The organism is Tolypothrix sp. PCC 7712, assembly GCF_025860405.1.
In the GTDB taxonomy this organism is placed as follows: Bacteria; Cyanobacteriota; Cyanobacteriia; order Cyanobacteriales; family Nostocaceae; genus Aulosira; species Aulosira diplosiphon.
On sequence record NZ_CP063785.1, the window covers coordinates 6,027,534 to 6,043,217 of the forward strand.

12 protein-coding genes are annotated in these 15,684 nt (G+C 41.0%); all 12 read left to right on the plus strand.

Going from position 1 to position 15,684, the window contains the following annotated elements:
* Nucleotides 1–949: 949 nt before the first annotated feature.
* The 12 genes from HGR01_RS24700 (at nucleotide 950) to HGR01_RS24755 (ending at nucleotide 15,657) form a co-directional block, all read left to right on the plus strand.
* Nucleotides 950–2,995, plus strand: a complete 2,046-nt coding sequence (locus HGR01_RS24700) for a polysaccharide biosynthesis protein (protein ID WP_045873127.1) — start codon at nucleotides 950–952, stop codon at nucleotides 2,993–2,995.
* A 97-nt stretch (nucleotides 2,996–3,092) separates the two neighbouring features.
* Complete coding sequence (locus HGR01_RS24705; protein WP_228045690.1) at nucleotides 3,093–3,971, plus strand: hypothetical protein; 879 nt, start codon at nucleotides 3,093–3,095, stop codon at nucleotides 3,969–3,971.
* A gap of 38 nt (nucleotides 3,972–4,009) precedes the next feature.
* Nucleotides 4,010–5,284: a lipopolysaccharide biosynthesis protein gene (locus tag HGR01_RS24710; protein WP_045873128.1), complete on the plus strand. Its 1,275-nt coding sequence runs from the start codon at nucleotides 4,010–4,012 to the stop codon at nucleotides 5,282–5,284.
* The gene (locus tag HGR01_RS24715; RefSeq protein ID WP_045873129.1) at nucleotides 5,281–6,003 is read left to right on the plus strand and encodes a class I SAM-dependent methyltransferase; all 723 of its coding nucleotides are present in this window, start codon (nucleotides 5,281–5,283) and stop codon (nucleotides 6,001–6,003) included. Before HGR01_RS24710 ends, HGR01_RS24715 begins: the two co-directional genes overlap by 4 nt.
* Before the next feature lie 41 nt (nucleotides 6,004–6,044).
* Nucleotides 6,045–7,973: a glycosyl hydrolase family 28 protein gene (locus tag HGR01_RS24720; RefSeq protein WP_045873130.1), complete on the plus strand. Its 1,929-nt coding sequence runs from the start codon at nucleotides 6,045–6,047 to the stop codon at nucleotides 7,971–7,973.
* A gap of 9 nt (nucleotides 7,974–7,982) precedes the next feature.
* On the plus strand, nucleotides 7,983–9,188 hold the full coding sequence (locus HGR01_RS24725; protein WP_235623109.1) for a glycosyltransferase: 1,206 nt from the start codon (nucleotides 7,983–7,985) through the stop codon (nucleotides 9,186–9,188).
* Nucleotides 9,185–10,768, plus strand: a complete 1,584-nt coding sequence (locus HGR01_RS24730; RefSeq protein ID WP_052335343.1) for a hypothetical protein — start codon at nucleotides 9,185–9,187, stop codon at nucleotides 10,766–10,768. Before HGR01_RS24725 ends, HGR01_RS24730 begins: the two co-directional genes overlap by 4 nt.
* Nucleotides 10,765–12,069 carry a glycosyltransferase family 4 protein gene (locus HGR01_RS24735; RefSeq protein ID WP_063749843.1) on the plus strand — a complete coding sequence of 435 codons (1,305 nt, stop codon included), beginning with the start codon at nucleotides 10,765–10,767 and terminating at the stop codon, nucleotides 12,067–12,069. The genes HGR01_RS24730 and HGR01_RS24735 overlap by 4 nt, the downstream gene beginning before the upstream one ends.
* Nucleotides 12,070–12,209: 140 nt before the next feature.
* On the plus strand, nucleotides 12,210–13,367 hold the full coding sequence (locus HGR01_RS24740) for a glycosyltransferase family 4 protein (RefSeq protein WP_045873131.1): 1,158 nt from the start codon (nucleotides 12,210–12,212) through the stop codon (nucleotides 13,365–13,367).
* A 69-nt stretch (nucleotides 13,368–13,436) separates the two neighbouring features.
* Nucleotides 13,437–14,174: a sugar transferase gene (locus tag HGR01_RS24745; RefSeq protein WP_045873132.1), complete on the plus strand. Its 738-nt coding sequence runs from the start codon at nucleotides 13,437–13,439 to the stop codon at nucleotides 14,172–14,174.
* 113 nt (nucleotides 14,175–14,287) lie between these two features.
* Entirely contained in the window at nucleotides 14,288–14,992 is a 705-nt protein-coding gene (locus HGR01_RS24750; RefSeq protein WP_045873133.1) for a WbqC family protein, read from the plus strand.
* On the plus strand, nucleotides 14,989–15,657 hold the full coding sequence (locus HGR01_RS24755) for a PIG-L deacetylase family protein (RefSeq protein ID WP_045873134.1): 669 nt from the start codon (nucleotides 14,989–14,991) through the stop codon (nucleotides 15,655–15,657). Before HGR01_RS24750 ends, HGR01_RS24755 begins: the two co-directional genes overlap by 4 nt.
* Nucleotides 15,658–15,684: the final 27 nt, after the last annotated feature.

Consider the following 15,684-nt stretch of genomic DNA (forward strand, 5'->3'; position numbering starts at 1 on the left):
CTAGGAGGATAGTTACTACATCTGACAAATTAATCTGAAATTAACGCCAAGCTTTGACAGATTAAATAAAAACAAACTGATTTAACATTCATGGTTTATCGCTGAGGTAACTCAGAAAGTTTAGGAAAAATTATCTACCTAAAATAGTTGTGTATCAAACTTAAGTGGAAATGCACAACGCGATAAACAGGGTGTGCGTGTTTGAGAAAATTGCTTTGAGAATCGTATTCATCATTGCGAAAATTTAGAATTGGAGAGGCTTCCCAAAGAGTAGCCATCAAATTCAACCTCAAAATAACTTGCTTTAGACGTACTCATCTTGGGTTTTTTAGCGGCGAAATTCATTATAATAAGAAGAATTTTTCAATATTAATTTAGTTTTAATATTGGAAATATTTCAAGTTGGTCATGTAGGTTGGCTGCTCTCAATGACGAAGTGTCAAAAATTAGTGCTTTTTATATTGCAGCAATAGGCTACTCTAATTCGCGGTCAAACCAGAGTGTATTGCTGACAGTATATAGGTCTATATTGGCATCAATAATATCTATAGGATTCCTCTTTAATTTTGGCAATAATCTGTAAAGTGTGGCATGGCTCACTGATGCCAATTTAGTTGGTTTATTCCCAGCCTATAGATACTAAGAAGATGGCAAAAAATAACTAGATTTCCATAACTTCCATAACTGATATTCAATTAATAGAGTAAATATTTATTAAAATATTTACTCTCAAGAATGATGATTGCAATAAATCTTGTAGGGATTTGCGCTCATTAGTATTCAGCAAAAAAAGTCAAATTTCAGAAGTATCATCCAGAATTTATTCAGTAAAATTATGGCTAGTTTTAGCCATAACAAAAATAAATTTTTTGCCTGGTTTTCATAAAACTTCAAGGCTTGTTTGAACAATAAACATTGATCGTTTACCGGGGTGAAAAGCTCTAAGAGCATGAAATACCTAATGTTTAGCTTTCAGTCGGCATCTCGAAAAGTTGCCCAAACATTCTTATGCGGATTGCTAAAACTGCAAAATAAACATTTATTAATTTGTGATATTTGTTTATTTGCAATCACACCATTATTAGCTTTATTTCTCCGCTTAGATGGAGTTTTGGCATTAAAGGCATATATCACAGAACTAGAAATCGCCACAATCCTGTTCTTAGCAATTAAACTAATTTTATTTTGGCATCTGGGATTTTATCGACGTTACTGGCGCTATGCCAGTATTGAAGAACTAACATATATAGCTATGTTAATGTTGGCTGCGGTAGTTATTCAAAGCCTAGTCTTCGATGCTTTTCACTACATACCATATTTGACTATTAAGAAACTTCCCCAATCCCTACCATTTATTGATGGTTTACTGTCTTTTATTTTCGTGGGTGCGCTGCGTTTTAGCGTCCGCGCTGTTGATAAAACTAGCCAAAAAACAGTATTGTCTCCCACAACCGAACGAGTCTTAATAGTGGGTGCGGGTAGTGCTGGGGTTTCACTAGTGCAAGAGATGCAAAGAAATCCCCAACTAGGTTTTTATCCGGTAGCCTATATTGACGACGATCCGCAAAAATTGAACTTACGTATTCGCGGGATTCCTGTAGTTGGCGATCGCTTCCACATTCCCCAAGCAATTCAATCTCTCCAGATCCAAAAAGTAGTCATTGCAATGCCTACCGTAGTTGGGGGAGTGATTCGGGAGATTGTAGACATTTGCAAAGCCACAGGCATTCACACTAGTACCCTACCGGGAATACATGAGATTCTCAATGGTCGTGTTCGGGTAGACAACATTCGTGATGTCCGCATTGAAGACTTACTCAGACGGGAATCTGTACAGACAGATATTGAGAAAGTCGCCAAATTTATTACAGGTAAAAAAGTCCTGATTACAGGTGCAGGTGGCTCAATTGGTAGCGAACTGTGCAGGCAGATTTTTCAATGTCGTCCCACGCAAATGATCCTGATTGGACATGGTGAAAATTCTGTCTTTAATATCCAACAGGAATTAGAACAACTACTAGCAGTCCTGAAACAGGGTAGTAAAGCCCAACCAAACATCCCACGAATTTCTGCATTTATTGCTGATATTCGCTTTCGATCGCGATTAAAAAATGCTTTTGAGCAATTCCAACCGGATGTAATTTTTCATGCTGCAGCCCATAAACACGTACCTCTCATGGAAGACAATGCAGCAGAAGCAATTACTAACAATGTTGTAGGTACTAAAAATTTGTTGGACATGGCACTGCAATATGGTGTTCAACATTTCGTGATGATCTCCACAGATAAAGCCGTGAACCCGACAAATATCATGGGTGCTAGTAAGCGAGTGGCAGAAATGTTAGTACTGCAAGCCGCCAGAGAAAGCGGTAAACCCTATGTAGCTGTGCGATTTGGCAATGTCTTAGGTAGTAGGGGAAGTGTCGTTCCTACCTTCAAAAAGCAAATCGCCGCAGGTGGCCCTGTGACCGTCACCCATCCCGAAATCTGCCGTTATTTCATGACCATACCGGAAGCAGTTCAACTAGTTTTACAAGCCGTTGTTCTTGGTCGTAGTGGTGAAGTCTTAATGCTGAACATGGGACAGCCAGTCAAAATTGTGGACTTAGCCGCAGAACTCATTCGCCTTTCGGGATACGAAGTCAACAAAGACATTGAGATTATGTTTACAGGCTTGCGACCCGGAGAAAAGTTATTTGAAGAATTGTTTATTGCCGGAGAAGAATATGAACCCACCGAACATCAAAAGCTCTTAGTTGTGAAAAATGCCAGTCGGATTATCCCAGAGAGTATTAATGTTGTCGTCGAGTCTTTGTGTAAAGCAGCAGAGAGAAATGATGGGGATTATATTATGTTTTTGCTGGCACAAATAGTACCAGGATATAAACCCAAATCCTTAGGAAATAAAGTGTCAGCTAATGCCGCACAAAATATTTATGCCAAGACAAATTCCCATATCAATGAACGAGGAAAATTGAAACCTCAAGAAGCATAAATAGCGAGAAACTAAGTTAACAATCAGTCAAGATATGTAAACTTGCAAGTAATTTGCTTTTTCTCAAGCGAGGGAGAACTTGAAGGGGAATTAATCCATGACTAATTTACAGATAAGGCCAACTAATTCTGAAGCTGTAATCTTGTCCATGAACGAAGAAGCAGCAGCTGATTGGTATCGCCAGCAAGGAATGCAAATTTTCTACCATCAGGGGCATTATTGGAAACAGACAAAATTTGGTTTTTATGAACCCATTAATTTACTAGCTCGTTTGACTGTAAAGCAAGCAACTTGCCCCAAAAAAATTCACTTAGGATTTCGCGCTTCTTTGTGCGAAGCTGATGCGGCAGCAGCTAATGGCTCAATCCCCATTCATCTACTATCTGATGTTGAAGGCTACAACTTGCAAAGCCTGTCAGCAAATCGGAGAAATCACCTAAAAAGATGTCACAAACGCGCAAAAATTTTGCAGTTATTGAGTCCAGAACTCTTAGAGGAACAAGGATATGAAGTTTTTTATTCGGCAACAATTCGATTTGGCGGCAAAGTAATTCCTAAAAAAGTTTATTTATCTCAACTGGCAAAACATATACCCTCTGAACAGCGTTATGTTTTTGCAGGATTAATCAACGATAAATTAGGTGGCTATATGACAACTTACGTAGTTGACGGCACAGCTTATATCGAAAGAGCCTTGCTGGCCACCGAAGCACTATCAGCTTATATTGGTACAGGCTTAGTCTTTGAGTTTGTGCAAGCCTGTCGCCGCTCGGGGAAAATTCGTGAAATTGTCTACGGTTACCATACTCCTACAGATCCAGCACTCTCGACCTTCAAGGAAGGAATGGGTTTTCCCGTCAGACAGATTCCTGCCAAAGTAGCGGTGAATCCGTTGATCGATCCTATTTTCCGTTGGCGTTATTCATCTGCCTACTATTTCCTCACTGGCAAATATGCGATGGCTGGAAAGAAATGATCTCGGTGTCTACACCTATCAACAGATAAACAGAGGCTATGGCACAACTCACACCACTAACGCTGAAGTATAACTTTTCTTGGACATTCATTGGTAATGCTGTCTATGCAGGTTGCCAATGGGGGATGCTGGTAGTGATGGCTAAACTCGGCAGTCCAGAGATGGTAGGACAGTTTACTTTAGGCTTGGCTGTCACGGCACCTGTGATCATGTTTACTAATTTGCAACTACGAGCCGTTCAAGCAACAGATGCCAAACAACAGTATTTATTTAGCGATTACTTGGGTTTGAGGCTGCTGGGTACAACAATAGCACTGGTAGTCATTGCCGCGATCGCTTTAATATCTGGATACCAATGGCAGACATCGCTGATTATTTTGTTAGTGGGTTTAGCAAAAGCATTTGAGTCGATTAGTGACGTTTATTACGGCTTAATTCAGCAGCATGAACGTATGGATCGCATCGCCATGTCGTTGATGATTAAAGGTTCTCTGTCACTGCTGTTTTTAGGTACGGGAGTCTACATATCAGGCAATTTAGTATGGGGTGTAGTGGGATTAATCTTGGCTTGGGCTTTTGTGCTTGTAGGTTACGACATTCCTAGTGGTGTATGGCTTTTGAAAACTTCTCTTGGGAATTCGCAATCCCCAAGCCACAGTCGCTGGCGACCACGTTGGCATCTGAAAACATTAGCAAAATTGAGTTGGCTTTCTCTGCCTTTGGGTTTAGTCATGATGCTAATTTCACTCAACGATAATATTCCTCGCTACCTAATCAAATCCTATTTAGGTGAGCGATCGCTGGGTATTTTTGCCAGTATGGCTTACCTCATGGTTGCAGGCAACATGGTAGTACTGGCGCTAGGACAGTCAGCTAGTCCGCGACTGGCAAAATACTACGCACAAGAGAATACTCAGGCTTTCCGCACACTTCTCATCAAGTTAGTTGCAGTTGGTGCTTGTTTAGGTGGAATTGCTATTCTTGTAGCTTTATTAGCTGGTCGTGAGATTCTCACCCTGTTCTACAAACCTGAGTATGCAGAGCATTCAGATATTTTGATTTGGTTGATGCTAGCAGCAGCTATTGGATACATCGGCAGTTTTTTAGGGTATGGCATCACTGCAACCAGAGCATTTAGTTATTTTCTGCTGCCTTATCTAATGATGACCGGGATTACAGCTATAGCCTCTTTGCTACTGATTCCTACCTATGGTCTGATTGGTGCTACCTGGGCTTTATGTGCAGCTAACGTAGCGACATGTATCATGCCCATCGGCATTTTAGTCTTGATTAACAAAGGAAAACAATCATGAGTTCTGTTCGCGATCGCTTAATTGAAACCTATGCAGACTTTTATGGTCGTATTAACGACAACATCGAACCCCAAGCACTCACACTCCGAGATTTTCAAGCCATGCAATTGATGTATGGAGAGCTAGTTAAGGCGCTACCCCCTAACAGCAAAGTCCTCGACTTAGGCTGTGGGACGGGCTTTCTTCTCAATTGGCTTTCCCAGCAACCAGGTATTGTTCCCATCGGGGTTGATAGCTCAGTCAGTCAGGTGGAAATAGCAATCCGCAATTTGCCTGGTATTGAAATTGATTGCGACGAAGGACTTCATTATTTGCGACAACACCCCAACAAGTTTTCTGGCATTTTCTGTACAGATGTATTGGAACATATACCAGGAAAAGACTTATGTTTGGAATGGGTGGAAGCAGCAGTATCAGCCCTACAACCTGGTGGCTTCTTTTATTGTCGAGTTCCAAATGCCGCCAATTTAACAGGATGTTATTCCCGTTATATGGATTTTACACATGAGCGGGCTTTTACTAGTACCTCTTTATTGCAATTAATGGAAGTAGGCGGCTTAAAAAATTGCCGAATTGTACCTATTCGTTCTGCTCATTTGATTGGTAATCTGCGTCTGATAATTGAGTATCTTTTACACAGAAGTATTTTCCTAATTTGTGGTCGCGGCAGAGAAAGATGTTTTACCTATAATGTTTGCGCTGTTGGCTTTAAAAAGTGAATAACCAATTGTGATTCACCAAAGTTTTGGAGTAATCATTCATGCATTACACAAACTTCAGTCACCGCCAGCAGTGGTGGCATAAAAAAATTAATCCCCGAAAATTGTTGCTGATTTCTTTATTGATTGCAGTGTTATTTAACTTTTTTCTTTCCTCTTTGAACAGCACTGCACCACCTGCTGCCAGCATAGTGAAACTTTATCCGCCACTGACTACCGCTACCGCCAGTAGTATCTATTCAGTTACGGTAAATAACAAACCTGTATTTGTGGAAAAATATAACTCTTTAAGTTATGTACAATTTGCCTTTGCAGGTACGGCTAATATTGAAATTCAAGTCAAAGAAAAGGTTAATAAATACACAATTAGCCCCAAAAGTTACAAACTGCCATCACGCAAACAGGGTAACAAAATTTCCTTTTCTTTAACTGTTCCCAGAAAGCTGATTTTACATCACGTTAATTCCTTAGATGAGAAATTGTTTATTTTGGCAGATCCCTTAGAAGAAAATCCTCCCCAACTAGGTGATCGACAAGTAACTAATATCATCAATTACCAAGTAGATAACACAGGTAAAATCAATGCTACCGACAAAATTCAACAAGCCATTGATGATGTTGCCGAACATCATGGCATCTTATATTTTCCCGCAGGTGTTTACAAAACACGCCAACTTAACCTCAAAAGCCATATCACTTTATATTTAGCTCCAGGCGCTGTATTAGCTGCAATTACAGAAGCAGACCCTGCTCATGGTCGGGGATTACTGCAACTAGAAAATGTTCAGAACGTCAAAATTATTGGGCGTGGAACTATTAATGGCAATGGTTCTTATTGGCGACCTAGAAAAGGATGGTACACTTTAATCTTACTCAAAAATGCCAAAAACATTTGGTTGCAAGATATCCTACTCAAAGACCCAGCAGTCGCGAATGTGTGGATGTCTTATTCAGAAAATGTCAAAATTGATAATCTCAAAATTTTAGCTAATCCTCAACCAGAATTTTTAAATACAGATGGCTTTGATTTCTGGTCTTCGAGAAATATTACAATTAACAATGTACTTTATGTTGGGACAGATGATGCCACTGCTCATGGTGGCGATCGCGAGAGTCAGATTCATAATAATGAGAATATTAATGTGAGGAATTCCGTTTTCTATAATGGCAACGGATTCAAAATAGCGGCAACAAAAATCCCCAATTATATTAAAGATATTACTTATGAAAATATAGATGTGGTATTTGCCAACGAACTATCAGGATTTTGGCCAATTTCTGGGGGATATTTTGAGAATATTTACTTCAAAAATATTCGAGTAGAAGATATTCTTAATACCCCAGAAGATGATAAATCTGCCCGTCTATTTACCTGGCTAATTAGGGTGGGTTCAGGAGACCCAGATTCATCACCTGAACGTTTTGGGCATATCAGAAATATCTTTATTAATAACCTGACAGTAGAGCATCGCGGTGGTGCAAAATCAGTTTTTCTGGGATATGATGCCCAACGCAATATCAGCAACGTTGTTTTTGACAATCTCTGCATTGAGGGTAAAAAGGTTTCAAATCCCCAAGATGCCTATTTCGATATTCAAAATCAGTATGTGCAATTAAAGTTTACCAGCAGCAATCCCACGATTGTGAACATCAGAGCCAGCGCGCTGTATGCATCTCAGGGAAATGCTGGGCAGTTTCGGATTACACGTACAGGGGACAAGAGCAAACCTTTAACAGTGAAATATACCATTCGGGGAACAGCAAAAAACGGCAGAGATTACCAAAAAATTCCTGGTACAGTCACAATTCCCGTTGGTGCAGATACGGTAGCGATCGCCATTCAACCCCAAAATCACAACCAGCGTCAACGACTAAAGACAGTCCTTCTCTCTTTGGAGAACCAACCTCACAGTACCAGCTATATGCTGAGTCCTAATTTTCAAGCAGTGGTAAATATTCGTGAATCGTGAGGAACTGACGTGAAAACTTACACAAATTCCAGGGAAATCACCAACTATCGACAAATTAATCCAACGCCTATCCGTATCCTCCATGTCATTGGCGGGATGGTAAGAGGTGGGATTGAAACTTGGTTGATGCATATTCTGCGACATCTAGATCGCGATCGCTTTCAGATGGACTTTTTAGTTCACACCACAGATCCCTGTGCTTACGATGATGAAATTCGCCGTTTGGGTAGTCAGATCATTCCCTGTCCTCTACAGCGCTGGCGACCTTGGGACTACGCCGCCAACTTCCGGCAAATTCTCCGCGAATTCGGCCCCTATGACATTGTGCATAGCCATCTCCACCACTTCAGTGGCTATACTCTGCGGTTAGCTAGGCTGTCAGGTGTACCTATCCGCATTGCCCACAGCCACAACGATATTTCCGCCGAACATGCAAAGTCAGGATTATATCGACGTTGGTATTGTTCTGTCATGAAATCTTGGATAGCCGATAACGCTACCTTGGGTTTAGGATGCAGTCGCAAAGCCGTTGCCGACTTGTTTGGTTCTCAATGGCAAGCTGACCCGCGCTGGCAGCTTCTATATTATGGCATTGACCTCGAACCCTTCCAAAATCTTGTCGATCCGGTAGCTGTGCGCGCTGAATTCAATATCCCTGCCGATGCCTTTGTGATTGGTCACGTCGGTAGGTTTCACCCGCAAAAGAATCATCAATTTTTGATTGAAATTGCTGCCCAAATCGCCCAACGGGAACCCAAAATGTACCTGTTACTATTGGGAGAAGGCTATCTGCAATCAGAAATTTTCGACCGAGTTTTGCAGATGGGTTTAGGCGATCGCGTCATCTTTGCTGGTTCGCGATCGGATATTCCGAGATTAATGCGAGGTGCAATGGATGTCTTCCTTTTACCATCTCTGCATGAGGGGTTAGCTTTAGTATTAATTGAAGCACAAGCTACCGGATTACCCTGTATTTTTGCAAATATAGTACCAGATGAAGCCGATGTAATTAAGCCATTAATACGACGATTATCACTATCACAGCCTGCTTCTATGTGGGCGGAGGCTATTTTAGAACAACGAAATGCTGTATCTAAAATTACTCATAATTCTGCTTGGCAATTGGTAAAACAAAGTCAATTTAATATTGAAACATCTGTACAAAACCTCCAAAGGATGTATCAAACACAACTAGCTTGCGAGGTTATGGTATGAACCAACGCCAAGTGCGATCGCAAGTTATATATCCAGATAGTTTGGTCATTGCTGTTTTTATCTGTTTATTGACCATCTTGTGCTTGCTACAAATTTCCGGACAGTTTTTGCACTGGTTTGTCATTCCCGTTACCTTGTGTGGCATTCTCATTGGGATTGATGCTATTGACTGGTTTCGCGGTCAATTGAATCTTTTCGATCCAGTAGGAATTATCGGCTTATTAGGGTTTCATTTCTTTTTTGTCGCGCCGCTACTGCATGTTGGTTTGGACTTTTGGATTGATTCAGATATCATTCCCCCTACAGACTGGCGGCCTTGGTTGGGTGGTATGGCTATACTCAATTTTTTAGGTCTGGGGATTTATCGTTTTACCCGCAACATTATTTTTAATGCCACTAAAAATCAACCAACACAGACAATTTGGCAAATCAATCATCGGCGTTTTTTTCCGATTATTTCTATAGCGCTAATAATTTCTGCCAGCTTACAGCTGCTGGTTTATCAAAAATTTGGTGGCATCCTTAACTATATTGAAGCTGCTAATAGATCTGCTATGGGAGGCGGAGAAAATGAGTTTCAAGGCATGGGCATATTATTTGTACTTTCAGAAAGCTTTCCAATTTTGGCAATGATGGCATTTACCATTTATGCCCAACATAAAAAACCACTGCATAATGTAAAAGTATTGTTAGCAGCTTTAATTATATTTTTGATATTACAATTTTTATTTGGTGGACTCAGAGGTAGCCGCAGTAACACAATTTGGGCAATGTTTTGGGCAGTAGGAATTATTCATTTTTGGCTGCGCCAAATTTCTAAAAAGCAAATTGCGATCGGGCTAGTATTTCTGGTTTTATTTATGTATATATATGGTTTTTTTAAAACAGGAGGTTTAGAAGCAGTTAATACCGCCTTACAAGGGCAAGAAGCACGTGTAACTTTAGAAGAAAAATCGGGGCGGTCTTGGCAGAGTTTAGTCTTACAAGACCTTGGTAGAAGTGATGTTCAAGCTTTTTTACTCTACAGAATTCTACGCCAAGATAGTGATTATGAATATGCTTGGGGTCGAACATATTTACCAGCATTAACCATGCTCATACCCAGCGCTATCATGCCGGATAAACCACCAGATAAGATGAAAGAAGGCACAGAAGTTCAATATGGTAAAGGCACTTACGATCCTATATTTTTGAACTCTTCCAAAGTGTATGGACTTGCTGGTGAAACAATGCTCAATTTTGGCCCTTATGTAGTTCCAATTGCGTTTATTACACTAGGTATTGTTGTCGGCAAAGTGCGGCGGTGTTTGTGTAATTGGACAATGGGAGATGACCGCTTATTAATGTTACCTTTTTTGATAAACTTTTGTTTTATCATTCTTGCCAGTGATTCAGATAATTACATATTTTTTCTGTTTAAAAATGGCTCTTTAGCAAGCTTTGTAATTTTCCTCACTTCTGACAGAAAAGTTATCCCTAATCCTAATTTAGAACCTCGTCATTTGAAGTCTAAATTTCTGAACAAGCACACTCTATATAAGATTGAGCAACGCCATAAAAATCGGAGCTTATCAAAATGAACCAGGCATCACCACAGCAGCAAAGTAAAATGAATCTGCTCCTCACCTTAGACCATCGTTTTGACCGCACTCCCGACGGAGCAGTTTGGACACAAACCACATTTGCCCATTCATTCTATCAACGTTATTTGGCAGTGTTTGACCATGTGCGGGTAATTGCTCGTATCCGCGAAGTTGAGTCAGTTCCATCTCACTGGAAACGGGCGGACGGCGAGGGCGTTGCTTTTGCTGCTGTACCCTATTACATAGGGCCTTGGCAGTATCTTTTGATAGCAGAGAAAGTCAAAGAGGCAATCAAAAATGCCTTTACCCCTGGTGATGCTGTAATTTTGCGTGTTTCCTCCCAAATCGCCAGCCATTTGCATTCGCTGTTATGCAGATATGATTATCCCTACGCTGTAGAAGTAATAGGCGATCCCTACGATGTGTTTGCGCCTGGTGCAGTCAAAAATCCTTTACGTCCTTTTTTCCGGTGGTGGTTTCCGCGTCAGTTGCAAAAACAGTGTATGAAAGCTTGTGCAGTAGCTTATGTGACTGAATCTGCTTTGCAAAAACGTTATCCCCCAGCCAAGGAAGCTTTCTCAACAAACTATTCCAGCGTCGAATTACCTGATGAGGCTTTTGTCGCTGTTCCCCGTCTCCCTCGCCAGAATCAAATTCAGTTCACTATCATTACTGTGGGCACAATGGATCAACTGTATAAAGCTCCAGATGTGCTAATTGATGCTGTTGCTGTATGTCTCAAACTGGGACTAAATCTAGAGCTAGTTTTAGTAGGAGATGGTCAACACCGACCAGAATTAGAAGCCAGAGCCGCCAAACTAGGTATAAAAGAATGCGTCTATTTTTGTGGTGAGTTACCAGCTGGGGATGCCGTACGCGCCGAGTTAGATAGAGTCGATTTATTTGTTTTACCATCCCATCAAGAAGGTTTACCAAGGGCAATGATTGAAGCTATGGCACGGGGTTTACCTTGCATCGGTTCTACAGTCGGCGGTTTTCCCGAACTTCTACCCGATGAAGATATGGTAATTCCGGGTAATGTGCTAGTGTTAGCAGACAAAATTTGCGAAGTCATAGAAGACCCAAACCGCATGGCTCAGATGTCCGCCCAGAACTTGCAGAAAGCCAGAAATTACAGAGAACAGTTATTGCAATCTAGAAGAAATAATTTATACCAATATCTGCGCGAAAAAACAGAGAATTGGATGCAAGTAGAGGGTAGAAGTTGTTTGTACAAGAGTCAAGGGTCAAAGGTTGCAGAGACGCGATTAATCGCGTCTGTACTCAAAAGCCATTAGTTATTAGTCATTTGTCATTTGTCATTGGGTAATTGGTAATTGGTAATTGGTAATAAACATTTATCTACCTAATCCCCAGTCCCCAATCCTCAGTCCCCAGTCCCCAATCCCCAATCCCCAGTCCCCAATCCCCAATCCCCATGAAACTGTTAATCATTACTACCCTTCCTCAAACCCTCCGCGCCTTTTTCTTACCCTTTGCTGACTACTTTCGTGCTAGGGGTTGGCGCGTAGATGCTATGGCATATAGGGTGACAAATGATGTTGAGTGTTTGCAAACTTTTGACCGCGTTTGGGATGTGGATTTTGCCCGCAATCCCCTGAATCCACGAAATCTTTTAATTGCTCCAGCGCAAATCCGTCAGGTAATAGCCAAGGAAAAATACGACATAGTTCACGTACATATAGCTGTACCTGCTTTTGTGACTCGCTATGCTCTAAAAGATGTCCGAAAGGAAGGAACACCCAAGATAATTTACACATCTCACGGTTTGAATTTTTACCGTGGAGGCGAATCTATACAAAACGCTATCTTTTTGGCGCTGGAAAAACTAGCTGGTCGCTGGACTGACTACCTCGTAGCGATCAATCACGAGGATGAAGAAGCAGCGAAGCAGTATCATATCGTACCTCCAGAGAGGGTGCGCTATATGCCGGGAATTGGGGTGGATTTGCAACAATACAATGTGAATGCAGTTGCATCAGATGGGATTTTGCAAGTACGGCAAGAAATGGGATTAACAGCAGAAACTCAGCTATTACTATGTATTGCCGAGTTTATCCCGCGCAAGCGTCATCAAGATTTATTAAGGGCTTTTGCTGAGGTTGCTAGACCGAATAGTTGCTTGGCTTTAGCTGGGGATGGGCCTTTAAAAGCACAGATGCAGCAGTTAGCAGAGGAACTGGGAATCTCTACCCAGGTGCGCTTTTTAGGTTTCCGACGGGATATTGCAACTTTAATTGGCAGTGCGATTGCTACTATACTCGTCTCCGAACAAGAAGGGCTACCCAGAAGTATTATGGAATCTTTGTGTATGCAAGTTCCGGCGATTGGTAGCGACATTCGCGGGATTCGCGATTTGCTAGAGAACGGTTGTGGTTTGTTGGTACAGTTGGGAGATATTGCAGAATTAGCAAATGCGATCGCCTATATATTAGACCATCCCCAAGAAGCCAAAGCTATGGGTAAACGCGGCTGGGAAATTATGGCTAATTACGATTTACAACACATTTTGCAACTGCATGAAAGTTTATATGCAGAGGCTTTAAATCAGGTGAATTATCCTGTTTATGTTTGAGCATGGGGCATGGGGCATGGGGCATTGGTAATTGCAAAATTTAAAAAAAAACCAAGGAGTGCATTTCTGATGAAAAATAAATTTCAAAAAAATAAATCATTCCCGAATTATGGTAATATTTTTATAGATGTATGGACAGAAGAACAATGGCAGGAAGTTAAAAATTCATTTTTGACAGAGCATCCAAAAATGAAATGGCAACTAATATATAAGCGGTTATTAGATATTATTCTTGCCAGCATAGCCATCTTCCTTTTATTACCTGTTTTACTAACAATTGCCTTAGCAGTTAAATTAACTTCACCTGGCCCAATTTTATTTTGTCAAACACGCCTAGGAACCCTAGGAAAACCATTTGTGATTTATAAATTTCGCACAATGGTTGATGGCGCAATTAATCTCGGTGCTGGACTGAATACCTTTCGCGGAGATCCACGAGTTACTCCTATTGGTAAATTCTTGCGCGAATACCATCTTGATGAATTGCCACAACTATTTAATATTCTTCGTGGCGATATGAGTTTAGTAGGCCCTAGACCACTATTAGTTGCTAGCCTCTTCAACTACAGCGATTGGCAAAAGAAACGTTTATTAATGTTACCTGGGCTTACAGCTTGGGAAGCTGTTAATGGTGGCTTAGATAATAGCTTAGAACAGAGAATTAACTTTGATGTTTGGTATGTAGATAACTGGAGTTTTTGGTTAGATATATTAATTATCTTGCGAACGATTCCTGTAGTGCTTCGCAAGGAAGGAGTATATATCAAAGATGCAAATTTATCGGACAGTAAAACAATAGATAAATAGTCATTTTATGGATATTATCTATCAAACGCACAATAAATTGAGCCTCTGGCATAAGTATTTATTATCTGCGTTTATCTGTGGTTAATTATCATTTGAATTTTGGCTAATAACTTATGAAAATAGCGGTAATTCACCAAGCACAATTTTTGCCCTACCTGGGATTCTTTCACAAACTACAACAAGGCGACATTTTTGTAGTTATGGATAGTGTGCAGTTTCAGCGGCGTGGAATTCAACACCGCAACAGAATTAAAACCGCTAATGGAGTGCAATGGCTAACTGTACCAGTGTTCCATCGCCACAGAGATGAAGAACGAATCAATGAGATGTTAATTAACTCAGAATTACCTTGGGCGCGAAAGCTTTGGCAAACTCTTGTCACAAATTATGCTCGTACTCCCTACTTTCATCAGTATGCGCCAGAACTGGAACAAATACTAAATCAAGATTGGCGTTATCTGTGTGAACTCGATATGGCACTGATTCAATGGGTGATGGATGTTTTACACATTCATAAACCGATTGTGTATATGTCTGCATTGGGTGTAGAAGGTAACAAAACAGAACTACTAATCAATATTTGTCAAGCGGTAGGTGCGGATACTTACTTATCTGGTGTGGGAGGTAAAAGATATATGGATTTAGAAGCTTTTGCGGCGGCGGGGATTGATTTACTTTGGCAAGAGTTCGCTTACCCAGCCTATCCTCAAGCCTTTTCGGAATTAGGCTTTATCCCTGACTTGTCAATTTTAGATACTCTTTTTTGTTGCGGTGCAGAAACGAGAAATTTTGTAGGGCGTGATTTAGTGAAGCTATGAAAAACAATGTACTAGTTATTGCACCCCATGCAGATGATGAAGTTTTAGGTTGTGGAGGGACGATCGCACGTCATGTAGATCATGGGGATGAGGTTCACGCTGTTATAGTTACCTGTGGCGATCCAGATATTTATCCAGCAGAGGTACAGTTGCGACTCCGCCAAGAGTTAAAGGCATCTCACGATATTTTAGGGATATCCAGCGTCAGTTTTCTGGATTTTCTCGCTCCCAAGCTGGATATTTACCCAGGATATAAGTTAGCTGATGCTATTGGCACGGCAATTCGCTTACTGCAACCCAACATTATTTACTTGCCACATCGAGGTGATATTCATGCCGATCACCGACTCGTCTATCAAGCCACATTAGTTGCAAGTCGCCCCATTAATGGTTGTTCTGTGCGTGAGATTTTTTGTTATGAAACTCTTTCCGAAACAGAATGGGCACCCCCTTCCGGCGATGAGGCTTTTATCCCGACGGTATTTGTCGATATTACAGATTATTTAGAGCACAAGCTCAAAGCCATGACTTGCTATCAAAGCCAGATCAAAGAACCACCACATCCTCGTTCTTTAGATGCGATCGCAGCTTTAGCTAAGTTACGAGGTGCAACTGTTAGCCTGGGTGCGGCTGAAGCTTTTATGTTGGTACGTCAAATTCGTTAATACCATTTTAGACTTTTCAGTGCATGG